17 protein-coding genes and 1 tRNA gene are annotated in these 16,415 nt (G+C 42.0%); 5 read left to right on the plus strand and 13 right to left on the minus strand.

Annotated elements, in window-relative coordinates:
- The 3 genes from VB775_RS12510 to VB775_RS12520 form a co-directional block, all read right to left on the minus strand.
- The coding region (locus VB775_RS12510) for a transposase (protein ID WP_323216810.1) at nt 1-397 on the minus strand (397 nt) is incomplete at its 3' end.
- 80 nt (nt 398-477) lie between these two features.
- Nucleotides 478-2,259: a PAS domain S-box protein gene (locus VB775_RS12515; protein ID WP_281005893.1), complete on the minus strand. Its 1,782-nt coding sequence runs from the start codon at nt 2,257-2,259 to the stop codon at nt 478-480.
- Nucleotides 2,260-2,740: 481 nt separating this feature from the next.
- A tRNA-Asp gene (locus tag VB775_RS12520) sits at nt 2,741-2,814 on the minus strand.
- 469 nt (nt 2,815-3,283) lie between these two features.
- Between VB775_RS12520 and VB775_RS12525 the strand changes: the two genes are divergently transcribed.
- Nucleotides 3,284-3,931 carry a hypothetical protein gene (locus tag VB775_RS12525; RefSeq protein WP_281005892.1) on the plus strand — a complete coding sequence of 216 codons (648 nt, stop codon included), beginning with the start codon at nt 3,284-3,286 and terminating at the stop codon, nt 3,929-3,931.
- A gap of 45 nt (nt 3,932-3,976) precedes the next feature.
- Here VB775_RS12525 and ccsB read toward each other — a convergent pair whose 3' ends face one another.
- The gene (gene ccsB / locus VB775_RS12530) at nt 3,977-5,032 is read right to left on the minus strand and encodes a c-type cytochrome biogenesis protein CcsB (RefSeq protein ID WP_281005891.1); all 1,056 of its coding nucleotides are present in this window, start codon (nt 5,030-5,032) and stop codon (nt 3,977-3,979) included.
- Between the two features lie 255 nt (nt 5,033-5,287).
- Between ccsB and VB775_RS12535 the strand changes: the two genes are divergently transcribed.
- The 3 genes from VB775_RS12535 (at nt 5,288) to VB775_RS12545 (ending at nt 6,863) form a co-directional block, all read left to right on the plus strand.
- Nucleotides 5,288-5,917: an alpha/beta hydrolase gene (locus tag VB775_RS12535; RefSeq protein WP_281005890.1), complete on the plus strand. Its 630-nt coding sequence runs from the start codon at nt 5,288-5,290 to the stop codon at nt 5,915-5,917.
- Between the two features lie 218 nt (nt 5,918-6,135).
- Entirely contained in the window at nt 6,136-6,234 is a 99-nt protein-coding gene (gene psaM, locus VB775_RS12540) for a photosystem I reaction center subunit XII (protein ID WP_009628308.1), read from the plus strand.
- Nucleotides 6,235-6,296: 62 nt separating this feature from the next.
- Nucleotides 6,297-6,863, plus strand: a complete 567-nt coding sequence (locus tag VB775_RS12545; RefSeq protein WP_281005889.1) for a hypothetical protein — start codon at nt 6,297-6,299, stop codon at nt 6,861-6,863.
- Between the two features lie 27 nt (nt 6,864-6,890).
- Here the strand turns inward: VB775_RS12545 and VB775_RS12550 are convergent, their stop codons facing one another.
- The 9 genes from VB775_RS12550 to VB775_RS12590 all read right to left on the minus strand — a co-directional run bounded on the left by VB775_RS12550 (nt 6,891) and on the right by VB775_RS12590 (nt 14,998).
- Nucleotides 6,891-7,655 carry a glycosyltransferase family 2 protein gene (locus VB775_RS12550; protein ID WP_281005888.1) on the minus strand — a complete coding sequence of 255 codons (765 nt, stop codon included), beginning with the start codon at nt 7,653-7,655 and terminating at the stop codon, nt 6,891-6,893.
- A gap of 55 nt (nt 7,656-7,710) precedes the next feature.
- Entirely contained in the window at nt 7,711-8,274 is a 564-nt protein-coding gene (locus tag VB775_RS12555; protein WP_281005887.1) for a Uma2 family endonuclease, read from the minus strand.
- 23 nt (nt 8,275-8,297) lie between these two features.
- Nucleotides 8,298-8,954 (minus strand): class I SAM-dependent methyltransferase, encoded by a 657-nt coding sequence (locus VB775_RS12560; protein ID WP_281009420.1) that lies wholly within the window; start codon nt 8,952-8,954, stop codon nt 8,298-8,300.
- Between the two features lie 8 nt (nt 8,955-8,962).
- Nucleotides 8,963-10,207: a glycosyltransferase gene (locus VB775_RS12565; protein WP_281005886.1), complete on the minus strand. Its 1,245-nt coding sequence runs from the start codon at nt 10,205-10,207 to the stop codon at nt 8,963-8,965.
- A 1-nt stretch (nt 10,208) separates the two neighbouring features.
- Entirely contained in the window at nt 10,209-10,706 is a 498-nt protein-coding gene (locus tag VB775_RS12570) for a copper-binding protein (RefSeq protein WP_281005885.1), read from the minus strand.
- Between the two features lie 81 nt (nt 10,707-10,787).
- Nucleotides 10,788-11,534: a 3-oxoacyl-[acyl-carrier-protein] reductase gene (gene fabG, locus VB775_RS12575; RefSeq protein ID WP_281005884.1), complete on the minus strand. Its 747-nt coding sequence runs from the start codon at nt 11,532-11,534 to the stop codon at nt 10,788-10,790.
- 166 nt (nt 11,535-11,700) lie between these two features.
- Nucleotides 11,701-12,156 (minus strand): DUF29 domain-containing protein, encoded by a 456-nt coding sequence (locus VB775_RS12580; RefSeq protein WP_281005883.1) that lies wholly within the window; start codon nt 12,154-12,156, stop codon nt 11,701-11,703.
- A gap of 150 nt (nt 12,157-12,306) precedes the next feature.
- A complete protein-coding gene (locus tag VB775_RS12585; RefSeq protein ID WP_281005882.1) occupies nt 12,307-13,857 on the minus strand; it encodes a tetratricopeptide repeat protein in 1,551 nt (516 codons plus the stop codon).
- Between the two features lie 466 nt (nt 13,858-14,323).
- Nucleotides 14,324-14,998, minus strand: a complete 675-nt coding sequence (locus VB775_RS12590) for a C39 family peptidase (RefSeq protein WP_281005881.1) — start codon at nt 14,996-14,998, stop codon at nt 14,324-14,326.
- Between the two features lie 79 nt (nt 14,999-15,077).
- On the opposite strand from VB775_RS12590, the gene VB775_RS12595 reads away from it, so the two are divergent.
- Nucleotides 15,078-16,034, plus strand: coding sequence for a branched-chain amino acid ABC transporter permease (locus VB775_RS12595; protein ID WP_281009419.1), 957 nt, complete (start codon nt 15,078-15,080; stop codon nt 16,032-16,034).
- Nucleotides 16,035-16,415 lie beyond the last annotated feature (381 nt).

Here is a 16,415-nt window from a genome sequence, read left to right on the forward strand (position 1 = left end):
TGGCTTTGTTCTCTGATTTCGCAATCCGATTCTCTAACCGCGTCATGGTTGACTGACTTGCCAGTAGTTCCTCTTCTTCATCTATTGGCAACCGATTGCAGGCAATTTTTAAAATTGGGTCTTTTCTCAGCTGATTGCTATCGATGGCATCTTCATAGCCACCGGCTATTTGCAATACCCTTTGCTGGATTAACTGTTCCATGCTGTGTCTGATTTTATTCTGGTCTCGCTTATCCTCGATTCTCTCTGCCATCTCTTCGATAATTTTAACTTTCTCTTCTGCTTGTCTCACCAGCAGTATTCCACCTTCACTACTCAATTGTTCGCCACTAAACTTTACTTCTAGTCGCTTTTTTTTATAAAATTCGATCTTTGCTTCTTGATTACACTCTGTCATGAGAAAATACATCTATTATTATTCTGAAGAGCCTAATTCTAATAGCTTTTAGGCTCTTTTTCTTGTTCTCGTTCCCCTTGTCATGCATAATTCAGGTTAAATACTGCATCTCGACCATAGAACCAACGCCATTCTCCATTTACATGTCTGATCCGATATTCAAATTCGAGAATTTCATCATCTTGAGCCGCATAGATTTGGGTATGGTAAGAAGCCAATTTCTTTAAATCATCAGGATGAATTAAATTAGTAAACAAATTGGAACCCATCGATTGAATTTCATCGGGGGTGTACCCAAGAATAATCCCAATCTCACGATTAACGTAAATATTACGCTGTTCTTGGAGGTCGTACAAATAGAGAATATTCGGTGATGCATCGGCAATTTGTTGGATAAAACGCTGGCTTTCTTGCAATGCTGCTGTGCGTTCTTTCACCCTAGTTTCCAGTTCTTGATTCAAATTCTCCAGTGCATTCATGGCTCGTTCGCGCTCCAACTCAGCCGCCGCACGGGATGCAAATATCCGCAGTAGGCTTTCAGCCCACAGGGGATCTTGAATTGGCTGCTTATCAAGGATACATAAAGTCCCGATCGCTCGATTATGGCTATCCCGTAAAGCAATACCCAAATAGCTATCTACCCCCATACCCACAAGATCGCGATCCTCTGGGAACTGCTGCTGAAGAAAGCGATCGCAAAAAAACATCCCATCCTGTAAAGTACGTTGGCAGGGAGACTTTGCAAAATCGTATAAAAAATCGGTTTGCAATGTATCAGTTGTCCAAATAGCAAGGGTATGCAGCCGATCGCCTTCTACTTCTGTAACAACTGCATAGGAAACATTGAGCGCTTTAGCTATGTGACTAACTAAAGCTGGGAAAAAATCTTCACCTGTAACCGCAGAAGTACTCTCAATCAGATTTTGGAGAGCAGTTTCCATTTTCTTGCGTTGGGAAATATTGGTGCTAGTTCCCACAATGCGACAAATACGCCCTAAGGCATCGTAGATAGGATTTAGAGTGGTAATCCACCAAGTTGGTTGCCCCTTAAAAACTAGGCATTCCTCATAGGTAATCGAAGTTCCTGCTTGGACACAAGCTATATAGTTTTGAAGGACTTCCTTGGTGGGTGATTTCCCAGATATTTCTGCTGTCGAACGCCCCGTTAATCTTTCGGCGGCTGGATTAAAAGCAACAAGCCGAAAATCTCCATCCTCTAATACATCAACTGTAAAAATAGCCTGTTCCACACCTTCGTAGATTGTGCGTAAAAACTGTTCTCTATTTTGTAAGGATTCTTTTACTTGCTTAAGTGTGGTCAAATCATGGAGGCTCGTAACACCTGCGGTAATGGTGCTGTCGATTTTTTCGCTAATATCTCGGCTATCTTCGATATGGTCAAGTATAGATAAATCCTGATCCTCAAATCCTCCCTGCAAAACATTCTGGGTCAACAGATCGATTAAAGCATCTTGAGATAACACCCCAACAAGGCGATCGCCATCTAGTACAGGTAAATGATGAATTCGATATTGTTGATATATTTTGAGGACAGATGGAAAATCGATTAGGGCTGATTCTTGAATGGTAACAACCGAATCATGCATTACCGACTGTATCGATAAATTATCTAAAAGAACATGCTGAGCAATGGACTGAAAAATATCATGTTTGGTCACAATACCAACTAAACTAATTGCCTCAGACTCATGGTTGTTCCTAACTACCAAAACACAACTTGAGCCTGTTTTCTCCATAGAGGCGATCGCCGTTATGACTCCTGTGTCTACAGCAACTATCAACGGATCAAGGGCGATCGCCGATAGTAATTGTTTACGGAGGAGGAGACTTTTAGCGTTCATCGCTTTCACTTAATTCTAGGGATATTTAATCACTCACCTTACGCAGTTATAGCGATCTTAAATGGGTTGTGAGAGTGCGGGCGCACTCTCACAACCCATTTAAGATCGGGGTTTGTATGGGGGCGCAGCCCCTACAGAACAAGAATTAGATAGTCGCGATTTCCCCGTGGTTACCCTGATTGGCTAGCTGTAAGAGATTCCGCGTCTGCATTCTGCGTAACATCAATTAATTAGTAATTAATTACTAATTAATTACTAAATTAATCAGCCAAAAACGTTTGCATCACTGCGTTGATATAATTCTTTTTCTAAGTTTGACAGATTATAGGAGAAGATTTATTTTCTTTAGTAATTTTGGTAATCAAAACACCAATCTGCATTACAAAAATTATTTTTGATGAAAGATATCGATAAGCCCTAAAAAGACTAAAAAAAGGAAGGTACTGTTTATCAGTACCTTCCTTTTTTTAGTCTTTTAGAACGGGTTCGACGGGGCTCGAACCCGCAACTTCCGCCGTGACAGGGCGGTGCTCTAACCAATTGAACTACGAACCCAAATTTTTATGCTTAAACTTATTTCTAGAATTGCTTTTTACTAGCTGGGTTGCAGCTCGTTTTTTGCGTTTCTTTATTTAAGCGCTCCTTATTATGTAGATTTAAAAGGCGTTTGTCAATACTCTCAGCATATTTTTTAAAAACTTCTTCATAACCACCCAAAGAGCTTCGCAGAGTAAAGCTTTTTGGGGTTGCGATTTTGCCATTCCATCACCAGCGATCGCTATAAAACCTCAAAACATCGTAAAAAGACTGAAAAAGTCATTGCATTTACGCCCGTCCGTGATATCCTTTCACCCATTATTTGCCAGCTAAATTTGTCTATATAGCAGTTTTCATTTTGCCGTAGGCAAAATGAAAACTGCTAAACCTTAATGTAGTTGCCTTTTTGATTTGTAAAACAAATTTGCAAATCAATATGCCCTCATTTGCAAAACGCAATCGGATTTAATTGGTGTAGAGGTTTCCCATGAATTGCTTTAAGAGCGCAAACATTAAAGGTGTAAATATCGCGATCGCAACCACACTTTTGATGCAGATCACCAGTATGGCTCTACCAACAACATGGCGTTCAGTCGTGCCATCAGCGATCGCCTTACCTGGACAAACGCCCGATCAGGTCATCGACTGGATTAGAACACATCCAGTATTACGTCCATCGGCTGGCGAGCGGCTACTCGTGCGAAAAAGTGACACCCCATCAAGACGATTTCAATTTCAAGCTAGTGTAGTGCTACCGGGGATTGCCGCTATCCAAAAGGGCGACGCAAATTTGATTAGAAGTGAGCGGATTAGCTTTTTTGACATCATTAATGGGGTCACGCGATCGCGTCTAGAAGAAGCCCTGCGTTCTATTTATGGACCAGAGATTATGCGTGATTATGCAACGGCTAAACGGGTTTATGCATATCCAACGACCGCTATGGTGCTGCGATCACAAGCAAAAAATGCTTCTCCAATTCTCAGGGCTTTACAAGGAGAATTACGTCAAGGCAAAAAATACGGCTACTGGATCGAGCTATTGCAAAATGGTAGAGGTAGCGCCAATTCTGGGCAAATCACCGTATTTGAGTTAGATAGTCTTCCTAAACTTGAAGAAGAGTTAAGTAAACGTTAAATCCTCAAAAGAAAAGCCTCGCTTAGCGAGGCTTTTCTTTTGAGATTAAAGGAACCATCCGTAACTGTGTAAACCCTTACCGAGTAAATTTACGCCTAGATAGCAAGTCCAGACTACTAAAAGCCCTACACTAGCCAAAATCGCAGGCTTACGACCCTGCCATCCTTTAGTAATACGTGTGTGTAAATAAGCTGCAAAGACCAACCATGTGATCAAAGACCATGTTTCCTTCGGGTCCCAACTCCAATAAGAACCCCATGCTTCGTTTGCCCATACTCCGCCTGCAATAATACCAATCGTTAGCAGGGGAAATCCTAGCCCGATCGCTCGATAACTGAGATTGTCTAAAGTTTCACCAATGGTGAGACGACGCAATGATAGGGGCTTAGTTTTAGGAGCGATCGCCTCGGCAGTGATTGTGCCAGTATTGGCAGTTTGGAGATTACCTGAATTTAAAATACTGCCCATACTCTCAACCGCAAACGCGGCAAATGTTTCAGGGTTAGGATTATTCGTATTATTGCCATCGGCAACACTGCGAAGATTAGTACCAAATGAACTACCCTGTAGCACCACCTCTTGACCACGAGTGACGATCAAAAAGGCGATCGCCAAAATGCTACCCGTCATTAAGGCGGCATAACTCAAGAGCATGACGCTAACATGCATCATCAACCAGTTAGACTTCAGCGCAGGTACAAGGGGTTCTGACATCTGCATTCCAGAAGGCAAAGCAAGAGCAGCAAAAGCGGTGATTCCCATCGCCATCGGTGAAGTGAAGGCTCCGACTAGACGCTTAGCATTGTCATTGGCGCTTTTGTTGCCGATCCGATTAACGACAATATGCATGGTGGTAATGCCCCATGCTAAGAAAAATAGCGATTCATAAAGATTGCTCAGTGGGAAATAGCCTGCATCAATCCAACGCGCTCCCAGTAATGTAGCAATACAGAGATTAGCGATCGCCATGCCTGCATTACCAAGCGATCGTAAATATGGCAAATTGGGAAATGCGACATGCACCCAGAAAACGAGCATGGTCGCAAAGAGGACGGCAAATGATGAGTTGTCCAGTAAGTTCTGAAGCGCGACGAGTTGCATTCAGGCAATTCTCCAGCAATTTTGAAAAGTTTATATGTTTTGTTTTTTAAAACTGCATTTAGCGTTTATCAGTCTAGTGAAGTACGGGTTTGTTTCCCCGCCGAAGGCGGGGAAACAAACCTTTGTACCTCGCTTGCTCGACAAACGCCATATTCTATGCAATTTCATTGTATAGCAATCCAAAACCCAAAAAGATAAAGGCGGCGCATCGCGCCGCCTTTATCTTTTTGGATGGCGACAGTTATAATTTTGTTCATGACCTTAAATTACCGATCTCTTCCCTCACAACTACCTAATCCCAATGCATTTGGTGTGATAGTCGCACTCCACGGCTGGGGCGCAAACTGTGATGATCTGATCTCCCTTGCGCCTATGGTTGGACTCCGCAATTATCAATGGATTTGTCCTGAGGCTCCCTTTAACCATCCGATGCCCAATGGCAAAATGTGGTACGACCTCCAAAGCCTTGATGCTGAAGGTTTAGCCAAAAGCTGCGAACTGCTCAGCCAGTTTCTCGAAGATTTACCAGCGATGACAGGGATACCTCTAGAGAAAACATTTTTACTAGGTTTTTCTCAAGGTGGAGCCATGACCTTAGATGTGGGCTTAGTATTTCCCTTAGCAGGATTAATTGCTCTAAGCGGTTACTTGCATATCACAGAAGAAGAATTACAAGAACTTACAGATGTATCATTTCCGCCTATTTTGATCGCTCATGGTACGCAAGATACAGTTGTCCCTATCAGTGTGGCTCGTAATACAAAAGAGGTCTTTGATCGTCTGGGTGTAACCGTAGAGTATGAAGAATACGAGATGTCCCACGAAATTCGTCCTGAAACCTGCGATCGCATTCAGCAATTTATCCTAGAGCACCAAGCCAACTAAAGCGATCCTAAATGAGTTGGAAGATTTGGAGTGTTGTGAGAGTGCGCCCCTTTGGGGCGCACTCTCACAACACATTTAGGGTTGCTATAGCAGCTAAGCAAGATAGGGCATGTCCTTTTTTGTTGCTATTTGTTTTTATTTGTTTTAACGTCTAGTCAATTTTTGATATGACAGTGTATTGTTAAGATCGAAATAAGAACTATATAAGGAGATATTGTATGAATCTTTCAGATGCTCAAGTTTTTACAGCATTGGTAGTTGCACTGTTCCCCGCAGTATTGGCAGCTCTATTGGGTTCTGCGCTTTCTAACTCGTAGTCCAATTCCCAGTCCTCATAATATCTCTCATAATATCTATTTTTACAGCCTAGAGGTTGCGAATGGTTGCCAAACGAGACTTATCTCCACATTTTTCAACACCTAAACAAGCCCCGCGATCGCAGGGTAAGTACAGGCGAAATGATGTTGTGAATATGTATTCACGCAGCAACCATTCTGCCTCTAGCAATCTTGCATCTTTTAATGGCGCTAGTGACTACAGTGAAGCAGTTGCTCAGAATGTCCAACGTAAAAGAGAAAAATATTGCCGAACTAAAGCAACTGAGTCAATCATTGTCATTGCCGTGAACTTAGCTTTGTCTCTTGCGGCGATCGCGGCGATTACTAAATTACTTCCCTATCAGTCCTCACAAAAAGATCGTCTCGACGAGATTACAACAGAGGTAAACTCGACCGAGCAAAGGGTTAAGGGTCTACGAGAAAAATTACCCCAAACTTTAAATTCTGGGAAGAATCAGGAAATGTTACTGAGAAAACAGGGTTGGATCAAAAATAATCAAGTGACGATTAAGCTACTCGATCCATCTGAAGTTGCCTCACCAAATAGTGATGGCGTAATGCCTAGTACTACCACAGCTCAAAAATACAACAACCGTCAAAAGCCATAAATAAAGAGCCGTGCAAAGCGCGGCTTTTTATTTATGGCTTTCTAACTCAATTAAACGAATTGCCAATAAAATTTCAGCTAACGTTCTTTGCCAAGCATAATACCAACCTGCCCAACCATCCAAAATTCCACCCTTGAGAATTAAGCAGTAAAACAAAATTACAATTGGCGCAATCACCTTTTGCTTGCGAAGGCGATCGCCAAAACTTAATTTGCTACTTGGTGTTGTTAATAATTTCTGAGCTTCAATTGATAAATACCGATCTTGAGACTGTAACCAGCGACTTAATGGCTTGCGATCGTCATGGCTTATATATCCAGCTAAATACCCAGATTCTCCAACAATTTGAACTCGATGAGCATGTCCATCTTCTATATAAATAGCTTTGTCTTTGCGGTATAAAACTTTGCGGGGAGGTAGTAGAGTTCCACGTAAAGGTTGACCAAACACACAATATTTAAATTTAGCAAAGTACGCATCTTTAGTTAGGCGATCAGTTAATAAACATAACTCTTCAATCAATTCAGCACTAAGAAGATAATCTGCATCTAATGAAAGTATCCATTCAGTCCTAACTTGTGATATTCCATAATTACATTGCTCTGCAAAATGATCAAATTGACGCTGAAAAACTTCCACTTGTGGATAATTATTCACAATCTCCAGAGTTTTATCATCACTAAAGCTATCGATTATAACTATTCTTTCTGCCCATGTTAATCGCTCTAATGTTCTGCCAATATTTAAAGATTCATTGTAAGTAAGAATTAATGGCGTGATTTGTTCTAGCATTTTAACGTTGCGATTTAATAGTTCTTGTGGCGTAGCGAAGCTATATCACAAAAATCTAACTCTCCATTTTTAACCAGCTAAATATAACTTCAACTGTTAGCTCTAAAGGAATTATTTCTAAACTTGGTAAGCGATCGCTATTTGCCATTAGTATAGGCTGTTGATTTGGCTGAAACACAAGAATACTGCGATCGCTAGGATCAAGAAACCATCCTAATTTGCTGCCATGCTGAAGACTATGCAAAATCTTACCGATAACTTTGTTAGCATTCTGATCAGGCGAGAGAATTTCAATGATCCAGTCTGGTGCAAGATTAAAGTTATCAGGAATTTCACCATCTGCAAGAAATGGAATATTCCGCCATTCAAAAACTGCGATATCTGGCACAATTGAACTACCATCAAAGGTACATCTTAGCTCTGGGAAAGCATAGGCAAGTTTTGGCAATTCAGAAACTTGATTAATTTCTTGGCAAAGTTTACCTTGTAATCTACTGTGCCGACCTTTTGGCATAATTTTTTGAGTAACCTTATTATTAATATATTCGCTAGCAGGTTTAGTCTCTGGCAATTGCAGAAACAGATCTAGAGTAAGAGTTTTAACAGGTGTTGCAATCATAGTTTAATCATAGTAATAAAATTCTAAAAGGATGCCAAAACTAACATAGACTTCCATAAATAGGGGAATCTACCAGCAAACTCAAATTGATAATTGTTAAATCCTTCTGTAATTAGCAACTTTGTTAGAGTCTTTACAGAAAAGAACTTGATATGTCCACCATCCCATAGCACAGTAAAATGATTATCCATTTTACCAGTTAGAGCAAGAGCTAGATTCTTAAAGTATCCATGATAAGGCGTTGTTAAAATCAATAATCCATTAGACTTTAAACATTTCTTAGCAGATTTAATTAGCTCTCTTGGATATGCTAAATGTTCAATGACTTCAGCAGAGATAACAATATCAAAATCTCCTCCTAAATCAGAGTATGGAATATCATATAAATTGGCATGAATAAATTTGCATTCTGGAAAGCTATTAATTGCAGTAGTAAATCCTGACAGGGATTCTTCAATTCCCACAACTTCATAGCCTTCTTTAGCAATTAAGTTACTTAAGCTTCCATTCCCACAACCTATATCTAATACTCGTAGCTGTCTATGCTCATTTGTCTTGATTTTACTCAATAGTTTTTTTAGAGCAGGAAAAATATAATGATGATGATGACCAGATTCAGCAGTTTTATAGAAGTATTCGCAAGTTGAGTTTGTATTCATCATTTGACATAGTTGATATATAGCGTTTATCAGTCTGGTGAAGTACGGGTTTGTTTCCCCGCCTTCGGCGGGGAAACAAACCTTTGTACCTCGCTTGCTTGAAAAATGCTATATGTGGTGATTAGCTTTTGAGCTATTTTATCCCAAGCATAATGATCAGCAATATATTGCTGGGCGCGATCGCCTTTTTGTTTAGCAATGTGGGGATGCTCGAAAAAATCTTGAATTGTAGAAGCGATCACATTAATCTCTAATTTAGTAACATAACCGATCGCCTGTTCTTGTACCATCGTCGCGATCGCGACTCCATCGGTAATCAACACAGGTGTACCAGATGCAAGAGACTCGATCGCCGCAATACCGAAATTCTCAGAATGAGAAGTAAGTGCAAATAAATCTGCACCTTGGAGATATAAATTTTTGGTTTCACCTTCCACAAAACCGACTAAATGCGTTCGCTCTCTTAGACCATGAGTTACTAACAAATCTTGAATCTGTTGTACATAGATAGGTTCGCCACTTCCTGCGATCACTAAGGCAAAATTGTATTCTTTTAATTTACTAAGTGCCGCAATCAAGTATTCCAATCCTTTTTTAGGATGGATGCGAGACATAAAGAGAAGAATAGGAAAGCGATCGGGGATTTGCAGAAGTTTGCGGACTCTCTCTTGAGCATCAGAAATTAGATCTGGAACCTTTACTCCATGAGGCAAGACAAAACTAGGAATATTGAGCTTCAATAGATTGAATTCTTCTAGTTCCTGTTGAGCCGTGAAATGGAGTGCTTGACTATGCAATAAATTAGAACGTTCAATCAACTTCAAATATATTTGTTTGCGTACCTTACTTTGCTGCATCGACCATGTACAGAGTTGTCCTAAAGGACGATTGATGTAAGGAACTTTTTTAATACGGGCGATCGCCATGACAATTGTCGAAGCATAGGAAAAAATTGCATGGACATGAACTAGATCATATTCAGTAATGTGTTGCCATAGCCAAGTTGTCAGCGATCGCGAAAAGGCAAACTCTCGCACCGCATGTATATTTGGCGAAAACCGAGGAAAGAAACGAATCGGTACATGCCCATACTCAGCTAACTGATTGGTAAGTTCATATAGAGGTACATCTAGTAAATCTTTGCCATTGTCATTAGTAGTTGCTATTTCCGCATCTACTCCTTGCGATCGCAAAGCGCTCACCATTTCAATCACCGCTTGGCTAGGACCACCGCGTACTGTTGCTACAGAGGGAATGATATGGAGAACTTTCAATTTATGCACTCGGTTGAATTGTAATTAGCCCGCGCATCCCTGCTTCCGAATGACCAGCGATCGCGCAATGTAACTCATAGGTCCCAGATTTGATGGGGATAAAAGTCCATGCAGCAGTGGTATTTGGGCGTAGTTCGAGTTCGCGAATATTGCCTTTAACTTCCACGTTACCCGCGACGACATTTTGTGTCCAGATCGCATCAGCAAAATCTTTGCTCGTGAAGTAATGTTTCAAGCCGCTAGAATTGTTCAGTAACAACTTGTAGCGTTTGCCCGACTCAAAGGTGAAGCGATCGGGAATAAATTTCAGTTCATTAGCAGTGTTACTCAGACTGACTTTCACCTCGATCGCCGTTTGTTTGGTGAAATCCACTGATGCAATTTTGATTGGTGTATTGGTTGGTGCTGCGATCGCCAAATTGGGACTAATAACCAAAAAGCTAATCACAAATATCCAAATACTCAAAACTTGGCTAAAAATTTTGAAACTGTGGCGCATATGGCTCTCTCTCAAAAAACTAACAGAATTTAGGACTCAGCAATTTAATTTTTGTATCGCGGCTTTGCCGCGATACAAAAATTAAGCCATGACCATGCCGCCATCGACATTAAAGACTTGTCCAGTAATATAAGCCGCCGCAGGGTCAGCCGCTAGGAATCTCACCATTCCTGCAATTTCTTCAGGTTGACCATAGCGACCAAGGGGAATAAATTTGAGAATATCGTCGATATTCTTGAGATCTGCGGTCATATCTGTAGCAATGAATCCGGGGGCTACTGCATTCACAGTAATGCCACGGCTTGCCATTTCCTTAGCAACGGTTTTAGTAAAGCCAATTACTCCAGCCTTAGCGGCACTGTAGTTTCCTTGTCCGGGGTTACCCATTTGCCCAGCGACGGAGGCAATATTAATAATGCGACCTGATTTTTGCTTGAGCATCACTTTGGAGACAGCACGGGTAGCAAGAAATACGCCTGTCAGGTTGAGGTCGATTACGGCTTGCCAGTCTTCTAGCTTCATCCGCAGCAAAAGGGTATCGCGAGTAATGCCAGCATTATTCACCAAAACATCTATGCGTCCCCATGCATCGATCGCGGATTTGAGTAAGCTCTCCACTTGTGCTTCGTGGGACACATCGGCATGAAAGGCGATCGCCTCACCACCTTTGCTCTTAATTTCGGCTACAACTTCTTCGGCGGCGCTAGCAGAACTGGCATAGTTAACCACGACTTTTGCACCTTCAGCCGCAAGTGCAACGGCGATCGCACGTCCAATGCCCCTAGATGCACCTGTAACGATCGCCACCTGACCTTCTAAAAATCCCATGCTTATATTAAAAACTCCATAATTAATTTTTGATGGTATGTACTGCGATTGGCTAGGTACATATCAAAACTTATGTAAGCTTATAACAATCTAAAGCCCTGTTCGTCACAGTCGCGCAGGGTACTTTTGTGGACACATCTATGAACTTTTAATGCTGGTGCGATTGCTATTCCCAGAAATCAACATTCAGCATCGTGTCAATGTCGTTTCCAAACTGCCATTGATCAGGAAATTGATACCCCTTTTTTGAATATTCCTTTTGTACATTTCGCAATGCAGCACGAAAAGCAACGTCAAAAGTATCATCCCACAAGGTTTTTAAACTCGGTGAGTCAGCAAGGACAAACTCGATCTCAGTTCTTTGCTCAGTGATAGTATTTTCCCAACCATTGAAACAGTCAGGCATATCGACATATATACGTTTGAGCAAATGTGCAAGCAAGGTTGTTAAGCGGCTTCTTATCTCCTTTTTCTCCGACTTACCCAAACTCTCAATCTCCTCTATTAAATTTTCTAAGTCCACATGAGCAAAGTCCCTAGTCTTTAGCTTCGCTACGGTGTCGTGAGTCCAGAGTAAATAGTCAGACTCATATAGAGATTTAGCAACGATTGTTAGTGTCATCTATTTTGCTCCCTTCTGCACAATCATTGAGTGCGATCACTTAATTGGCAATGTGTTCTATTTTATAGCAACGTCAAGTTTTGCTTAGTGCAAGAAGTGATAAGTGGCGCAAAGCGCCACTTATCACTTCTTGTGCACTAGCTATGCACTTTAGGTAATCCCTTGCAATGCTTGGATTGCTTGTTGTGTCCGCTTGATCCATTCGGCATCACGATTTTCTTCGTATAGCTTTAAAGCCTCTTGGTAAGAGCGAATTGCATTACTTACCTCACCCTTAAGCGTATACAAAGCGCCTAGCCCGAAATGTGCCTTCGCAAAGGTAGGATTTAAAGATAGAGCCTTGAAATAGGCAGCTTGAGCTTCGCCAAGGCGACCGCGATCAGCATAAGCTAACCCTAAACTGGTGTAGTCCACCCATAAATCTTCTTTACCAATCGCAATGGTTTTCTGAAAAGCATCAATCGCTTCGTCACTATTGCCCTGAGAGCGCAATAAATTGCCAAGATTGCTATAAGCCACAGCATTCTTTGTATCAATGGCGATCGCTTGACGAAATGCAGCAACTGCCTCAGAAGTACGATTTTGATCAGACAAAACCCGTCCAAGATTATTGTAAGCGGCTGCATATCTAGGGTTAATCGTGATCGATTTCTCATAGGCGGCGATCGCCCCTTCGAGATCGCCTTGACGACGTAGAGCCAGCCCTAGCCCGTTGAAGGTACTAGCAACTCTCGGATTTAGTTCAGTACTGCGTCTAAAGGCTTCGGCTGCTTCAGGAATATTTTCCTCACGCAATAGAGCGCTACCTAGAGCCGCATAAATATCGGCATTACGGGGATCTTGTTGGGCAGCTTTGCGGAATGTGGCGATCGCATTGGGGCGATCATTTGACTGGTTATAAGCCAAGCCAAGATTGTAATGAACATTCGGGAAATTCGGATCAAGCGTAGTTACCCGCTTATAAGCATCAATTGCGCCTGTATAGTCACGATCTTCATACAGCGAGATCCCTAGGGCAAAATGGGCAACCGCATACTGGGGCGCAAGCTCGATTGCCTTACGATAAGCAGCGATCGCCTCTTGGCGATTACCTTGCCGACGTAGTACTGTACCTAGACCATTGTGAGCAAGGGCATATTTCGGATCAAACTCTATAGCCTTGCGAAAAGAGGTAATTGCTCCCTGAAGATTATTTTTACGCTCGTGGGCTAACCCCAAATTGTAATAAACAGGGGCAAGATTCGTATCCGCTTTACTAAGCTGAATAAACTGGTCATAGGCTTCGATCGCCCCATTGGCATCACCCTTTTGATACAGGGCTATCCCCAGACCATAATAGGCAGGCGTATAACTTTTATCGATTAGAATCGCTTGGCGGTGAGCTTCGATTGCACCTTGAATATCCCCCTTTTGGCGCAACGTCACACCCAAACCATAGTAAGCAGGCACTAACTCTGGACTCGCAGCGATCGCTTGACGATAGAGTGTCAGGGCGCGATCAAGTTGATTTTGTTCCCTTAACGAGTTAGCTCTTTCTACCAACTTAAGTGGTGTGTTGGCTAGTGGATCGCTCTGGGAAATTTGAGTCGTTTGATTAGGTGATGTTTGAGCTAAGGCGATCGGGTCAAGAGCAGGAGCGAAACTACACATTAGCGGGAAAAAGCCCACTAATGCGATCTTCGTAATTGCGGTTTTGATCATAGTTAATATTGCTTATAGCTTGTTTCTGCCAAGAGAAGTTATGAGTTAGTAAGTAGCTAGGCATAAGTCAACTAAAAACCTAGAAAGCTGTCCCGCCCGCGTAGCGGGCGGGACAGCTTCTGGTTTTAGGTTTTAATTATGGTGAGCTACTTAAAAGCAGAAATGATCATGAGCAGTAGATTGAAAAATTAGAAAAACAAATTAAAAGAGCTGAGTCTTGATCCATCACACCACATCAATGACTTTAGCAAGGAAACTTATCAAATTGTGGATTTCAATTATTTATCGTATTTGCAATGTTGCCTTAAGCTGATGCGTCGAACGGCTTAAATTTCTTATAGGGAGCGCTTTGCGCTCCCTATAAGAAATTACTGATTAAACAAACCCTAAAATTTTGTGAAATGTCTGCAAAGTAAACATTTCACAAAATTTTGGGGCTTTTAAATTGCAGCGCGAAGCGCTGCAATTATTTATCTACCCATACGATGGTTCTCGCCTCTACACCATTATTTTTAAGAACACTCGCGATCGCCCCACTCACATCGCGATCTAAGCCCAAATTCCATCTTGCCTGAAAATCTTGATAGGACAGAGCATAGGTTTGACTATTGGTATCTGTGTAATAAATTTGTTGGCTTACTGGATCAGCCCCCGTCACAACGATCCAGTGCAAATAAGGGATTGAGCCGATATAGGGCATGGATAAACCGCCAACTCGCACCAAAGCGATCGCAGGTTTACCCGATCGCACTAAATTAATCAGCCGATTAAAACTAGTCTTTGGAGATTTTTTAACGCGATCACCTTCCCAACGCTGCATGACCTGTTGCAATGTCTGCGGCGGTGTGCCTGTTCGCACCTCAATCCATTGGTTATTCAAAGGATTGCGAAATTTTTGCGGCAAAAATAGTTTTTTGTCCGTCGCGGCTCGAACTGTTGCATAGTTAACATCATGCCCGTAATAACGTAATATCCGCGCCGCCGAATTAGGTCCACAACTCCAGCCGTCATTTTGTGCGCCTGTATCGGGCAGTTGAATTGGTTGAGATGAGCCACTGGTAGCAGCAACTAAATCCTGAGGTTGATCCTGAGTTTTTTTTGATGCGCCATGGGGACGATTGAGTGTGGTAATTGCTGACATTGCTGGCGTGACTGTTACGGCGATCGCGATAGTGGCGATCGCAAGTGTAGAATTTTTTAAAAAACCCATAAAACCTCGCATGGACTTTTCGGTATTTTTACAGCAGTTTTTAAATGGCTTGTCGATAGGCAGTGTTTACGCCATCTTTGCCCTCGGCTACACATTAGTATTCTCGATTTTAGGAATCATTAACTTTGCCCATGGTGCAGTGTTTACGCTCGGAGCCTATTTTACCTATGTACTGTGCGGCGGTGCGTTTGGATTTAATGGACTCCTTGCCAACTTATCTTTACCCAAAGAACTACATTTACCTTTTTTTGTTGCCATTTTCATCAGCAGCATCCTCGCAGGAGGAGTAAGTGTCCTAATCGAGCGCGTCGCCTTCCGACCTTTACGCGATCGCCACGCTGACCCCTTGCTTACCTTAGTTTCTAGCTTGGGCGTAGCCGTAGTCATCGTCAATACAATCCAATATCTGGTGGGAGCAGAAAGCTATAACTTCCCTGCCAATATTTACGGTAGCTTGCCCCCAGCGATAAATTTCGGCACAATCGATAAACCAATCAACATTCGCACCGTCCAAATTGTCATTTTTGGAGTGTCAGGACTAATTTTAGCAATTCTCACCTATGGGATTAATTTCACCAAGCTGGGCAAAGCTATGAAAGCCGTGGCTGAAGATGCAGTTACTGCTAGTCTTTTGGGCATAAACACCGACTTTTTTATTCTGCTTACCTTTTTCGTCTCAGGTTTTTTAGGTGGTCTCGCAGGAACTCTAGTTGGCTCCAGTGTCAGTATTTCTGGCCCCTATTTTGGGATTGGCTTTGGATTAAAAGGACTAGCCGTAATTGTCTTAGGTGGGCTAGGCAATATCCCTGGAGCCGTCGTTGGTGGCGTTATCTTAGGGCTAGCTGAGTCCTTTGTCCCCTCCGATCAGTCAGCCTATAAAGATGCTGTAGCTTTTGCTTTACTGTTTATCGTCTTACTTGTACGCCCCCAAGGACTGCTTGGCAAAACTTTTGTTCAGAAAGTGTAGAACCCATAGATGCGCTGTGGCGCATCTATGGGTTCTAACAAGAATGTGAGTTCGATATCGCCATTTGCGTCGTGCTTCGCACGACGCAAATGGCGAAAAATGGTAAGAATCGCTTAGCGATTCTTACCATTTTTCGCTTTTGTCGAACTGACGTTAACAAGAAATATTTTTTTCCTTTGAGTTTCATTTACTTTTATGTAGTAGCAAAAACTCCGTGCGAAGATAATTAAAGACTGTATTCTGCATCACAGACTTCAATTATTTTTTAAATAATACCAAATCTAAAAATGGCTACGCCTTTTTTAGATTTAAAAACCCTTGCTGGGTTTGTTTTTTGATTCACGAAAGCGTTGTAACACTTTCGTGAACAGGTATAAGTTC

The organism is Pseudanabaena sp. CCNP1317 (assembly GCF_034931345.1).
GTDB lineage: Bacteria > Cyanobacteriota > Cyanobacteriia > Pseudanabaenales > Pseudanabaenaceae > Pseudanabaena > Pseudanabaena galeata.